At 51.7% G+C, this 387-nt stretch carries 1 rRNA gene; it reads left to right on the top strand.

What is annotated here, in order from left to right:
* Positions 1-387, top strand: a 23S ribosomal RNA gene (locus A3712_RS24070); the annotation flags it as partial.

Below are 387 nucleotides of genomic sequence, written 5' to 3' on the forward strand. Positions count from 1 at the left end.
ACCAAGGGTTCCTGTCCAACGTTAATCGGGGCAGGGTAAGTCGACCCCTAAGGCGAGGCCGAAAGGCGTAGTCGATGGGAAACGGGTTAATATTCCCGTACTTCTTACAATTGCGATGGGGGGACGGAGAAGGCTAGGTGGGCCTGGCGACGGTTGTCCAGGTTCAAGTACGTAGGCGGAAGAATTAGGTAAATCCGGTTCTTCTTAACGCTGAGATACGATGTCGAGCTACTACGGTAGTGAAGTCATTGATGCCATGCTTCCAGGAAAAGCCTCTAAGCTTCAGATTGTAAGGAATCGTACCCCAAACCGACACAGGTGGTCGGGTAGAGAATACCAAGGCGCTTGAGAGAACTCGGGTGAAGGAACTAGGCAAAATGGTACCGT

It is taken from the genome of Vibrio sp. HI00D65 (assembly GCF_001635455.1).
Taxonomy (GTDB): Bacteria; Pseudomonadota; Gammaproteobacteria; order Enterobacterales; family Vibrionaceae; genus Vibrio.